At 71.6% G+C, this 3,729-nt stretch carries 4 protein-coding genes; all 4 read right to left on the reverse strand.

All coding sequences use genetic code 11. The annotated features are described in order from the left end of the window. Positions 1-199: 199 nt before the first annotated feature. Positions 200-688 (reverse strand): NAD(P)-binding protein, encoded by a 489-nt coding sequence (locus tag ABD743_RS13190; RefSeq protein ID WP_344722218.1) that lies wholly within the window; start codon positions 686-688, stop codon positions 200-202. 83 nt (positions 689-771) lie between these two features. Continuing rightward, the gene (locus ABD743_RS13195) at positions 772-1,104 is read right to left on the reverse strand and encodes a cupin domain-containing protein (RefSeq protein WP_344722219.1); all 333 of its coding nucleotides are present in this window, start codon (positions 1,102-1,104) and stop codon (positions 772-774) included. Between the two features lie 112 nt (positions 1,105-1,216). Then, positions 1,217-2,233: an ABC transporter ATP-binding protein gene (locus ABD743_RS13200; RefSeq protein WP_344722221.1), complete on the reverse strand. Its 1,017-nt coding sequence runs from the start codon at positions 2,231-2,233 to the stop codon at positions 1,217-1,219. Then, positions 2,230-3,729, reverse strand: a 1,500-nt coding sequence (locus tag ABD743_RS13205; RefSeq protein ID WP_344722223.1) for an ABC transporter permease, incomplete at its 5' end; no start/stop codon positions are given. The genes ABD743_RS13200 and ABD743_RS13205, both read right to left, overlap by 4 nt.

Here is a 3,729-nt window from a genome sequence, read left to right on the forward strand (position 1 = left end):
CTTCGGCGTGGTGGGCGACCTGTTCAAGGTCGCCCCCCAACTGACCGACGAGGTCACCAAGCACAAGAACTGACGTCGTCCCGCGACCAGAACTATCGGGATCCGATGGCTGAGATCGCCGTCGGGGGAGTCCAGCCCGCCCACCGCGCGGTCGAGCGGCGCCAGAGGCCGGGCGGGGCGAGGCGCACAGCCAGCGATGTCAGGGCATGAGCGACGGTGCTGTCGTTGGCGTTGCGTGCGTTCGACTGTCGGGCGGTTCGGGCGATGAGTTGGGTACGGGCCCGCCGGTGCCGGTCGTACCCCCGACGACTTCGGCGCCGGTGCGCACCGAGCGTTCGGGAAGTGCGCCGCGGAGAACCTCATGCAGCTGTGCGCGGTGAATCGCGAGGACGCCGACGTCATCGGCACGGCCGTGGCGCAGCCAGCGACCGTCGGGTTGACGGATGTTGCCGCGCGAAACCGTCGGGATCGCGTGTACGGCCACAGCCGACTCGAGGCCGAGGACGCCGAGGGCTCGTATGGCGTTGGGCCACAGCGTCAGGCCCGCCCCGACCTCGCTGATGACCGGCGCCCGCTCCACTACGGTGACTTCCCAGCCGATCCGGCGGAGCGCCACCGCGGCGGTCAAGCCGCCGATACCTGCGCCGATGACGACCGCCGATCGTGTCCCATTCCTGCCGGAAATCACGTCTGCAGGCTAATCCTCCAGCCGCACACCTGATCATGATGTGAACCGTCGCTGTAGTAGCTCGACCGGTGCGACCGCGCCGATCAGCGAATCTTGGCCACCGTGAGCAGCACTGCGGAGTCCTCGATCGCGTCGAGCGAGTGGCGTGCGTCGGGCACGATCAGGAGATCCCCCGCGGCACCATCCCAAGCGACGTCGCCGGAGCCGAGCTTCACGCGCCCGCGCAGTACGTGCACGGTGGCTTCGCCGGGGTTCTCGTGCTCGTCCAGGCTGCTTCCAGCGGTCAGGGCGATCAGGGTCTGACGTAAGACGTGCTCATGTCCGCCGTACACCGTCGTGGCGCTCCGACCGCTGGACGCCTGCCTGGCGATCTCCAGCTGCTCACGGGCGAGGGCAGTCAAAGAAATCTTCTTCATCGGTGCACCCCTTCGGGACATGCGGGCTGGCGGCTGCCACACCCGCACGCCAAGTTCTACGCCAACCCGGGCGTCGTCCCAGGCAGTTGGCCCGGAACGTGGATTCGAGCGGTCAGAGAACCGTCCCGGTGACCGCCACGCCCACCCGCTCGCCGACCCCGGGTAGGAGATGTCCCGGGCAGCGGGCGTTCACGACCAGCCCGTCGGCGATCCGGACCCGGACGACGGCGTAGGGCCCGAAGAAGTCGATCCCGATCACCTCTGCGGTCGCGGCTCCCTCCACGACCGGGCGAAGGGTGATCTGCTCGGGCCGGACGAGCACGCTCGACGACCCGTTGCGCCGCTCTGCGGGCAGGTCCCCGAGTGCGGTCGTGGCCAGCCCGTCCCGGAACTGAGCGGGCAGCTCCACGACGTCGCCGAGAAATGCCGCGACGCCGTCGTCACCTGGGCGGCGGTAGAGGTCGGCGGGCTCACCCTCCTGCACGATGATCCCGTCGCGCAGGACAGCCACCCGGCCGGCCAGGGACAAGGCCTCGGTCTGGTCGTGGGTCACGAGCACGGTCGTCGTCCCCGAGGCAGCGAGCGCGTCGGCCACGGCCCGCCGGGTCCCCACCCGTAGTTCGGGGTCCAGCGCGGAGAAGGGCTCGTCGAGCAACACGAGATCGGGGCGCGGGGCCAGTGCGCGGGCCAGCGCCACGCGCTGCTGCTGCCCGCCGGAGAGCTCGTGGGGCCTGCGCCCGGCGTAGGACTCGTCGAGCCCGACCAGCTCCAGGAGCTCGACGACGCGGTGGCGGGTGCGCCGCTCCCGGCGGGTCAGCCCGAAGGTGATGTTCCGGGCCACGGTGAGGTGCGGGAAGAGGTTGCCCTCCTGCGTGACGTAGCCGATCCGCCGCCGCTCGGGCGGAACGAGCCCGCCCGGCCCCGTGACGGCCTGTCCGCAGATCGCCACGGTGCCCTCGTCGGGGTGATCGAAGCCTGCGACCAGCCGGAGCAGGGTCGACTTCCCGCACCCCGAGCGTCCGACGACGGCGGTCAACGCACCGGAGGGCACGGTCAGGTCGACGCCACGCAGCACCGCCACGTCGCCGTAGGAGTGGCGCAGTCCGCGGACCTCCAATCCGGGCGTCACGCGACCTCCTCCCGGCTCCGGCGGGTCAGCAAGTACGCCGCCGGGGCGGAGATCAGGATCATCAACAGGGCGTAGGGCGCCGCGGCGCCGTAGTGCAGGGCGGATGACTCGCTCCAGAACCGGGTGGCCAGGGTCTGCGTGCCGATCGGGGCCAGCAGCAGGGTGGACGTGAGCTCGGTGACGACGGCGAGGAACACCAGTGCCGCACCCGCGCCGAGCCCGCGGGCGACCAGGGGAACGGTGACGCGGACGAGGACGCCGCCGGGCCCGACGCCGAGGGAACGCCCGACGTCGTCGAACTCCGGCGGGATCTGGGCGAGGGCGGCGCGCAGGCTGACCATCGCGCGCGGCATGAACAGCACCGCGTAGGCGGCGACGAGCATCGCGGTGCTCTGGTAGAGCGCGGGTACGAGCCGGATCCCGATCGTGATCAGCGCGAGCGCCACGACGATGCCGGGCAGCGAGTTGCCCACGTACGTACTGCGCTCGACGAGCCGGCTCAGCCTGCCCCGGCGCCGGACGACGAGCCAGGCGACCGGCAGCGCGAGCGCCGAGGTCACCACTGCTGCGAGCAGCCCGAGGCCGAGTGAGGTCGCGGTCGTCCGGAGCAGGACGTCGAGCGGGAAGGCGGTCGAGGTGCTGGTGACGAGCCAGTAGGCGATGCGGCCCAGCGGCACGCCCAGGGCGAGCACCACGAGGAGGACGAGCGCCGGCACCACGAGCAGCGTGGCCGGTCCCAGCCGGTGACGGACGGCCCGCCGCGCGGTTCCCGAGCCCACCCGGGCGACTCGCGCCCTGCCGGCGAGACCGGTTTCCGCGCCGAGCAGCAGCAGGCAGAGGAGCACGAGCACGCCGGCGAGCATTGTCGCCGCGGCGCCGTTGAAGGTCGACTGGAACTGGTCGTAGATCGCGGTGGTGAAGGTGTCGAACCGCAGCGACTGCAACGCCCCGAACTCCGCGAGCAGGTGCAGGGCCACGAGCAGCGCACCACCCGTCAGGGCCGGCCGGAGCTGGGGCAGGACAACACGTCCGAACGTGCGCCACGGTCCGTTGCCGAGCGCACGGGACATCTCCTCGAACGCCGGGTCGGTGCCGCGCAGGACGGCGGCGACCGGCAGGTAGACCAAGGGGAAGTAGGAGAGCGTCGTCACCAGCACGGCGGCGTCGAGGCCGTCGAACCCGGGGAACAGCGAGTACCAGCCGAAGCTGTTCACGAAGGCCGGGACGGCGAGCGGGGCGGCCATCAGCCCTGTCCACAGCGGACGCCACGGCAGGGTCGTCCGCTCGACGAGCCAGGCCGCACCGGTGCCGACGACGACACACGCCGCCGTCCCGAGCAGGACGAGCGCGACCGTGTTGAGGAGTAGTTCGCCCACCCGCGGACGCCAGACCAACGCGACCACCCCGGCGGGACCCGTGCCGACCACCCCGACGACGACGTAACCGAGGGGGAGCAGGGTCAGAAGGGCGACCGCGAGCGCCGCGGCAAGGCGGAG

Source organism: Pseudonocardia yunnanensis (assembly GCF_039534065.1).
GTDB lineage: Bacteria > Actinomycetota > Actinomycetes > Mycobacteriales > Pseudonocardiaceae > Pseudonocardia > Pseudonocardia yunnanensis.

Coding starts and splice junctions, on each gene's coding strand:
- ABD743_RS13195 (WP_344722219.1), bottom strand. CDS start 1,104: ATGAAGAAGATTTCTTTGACTGCCCTCGCCCGTGAGCAGCTGGAGATC.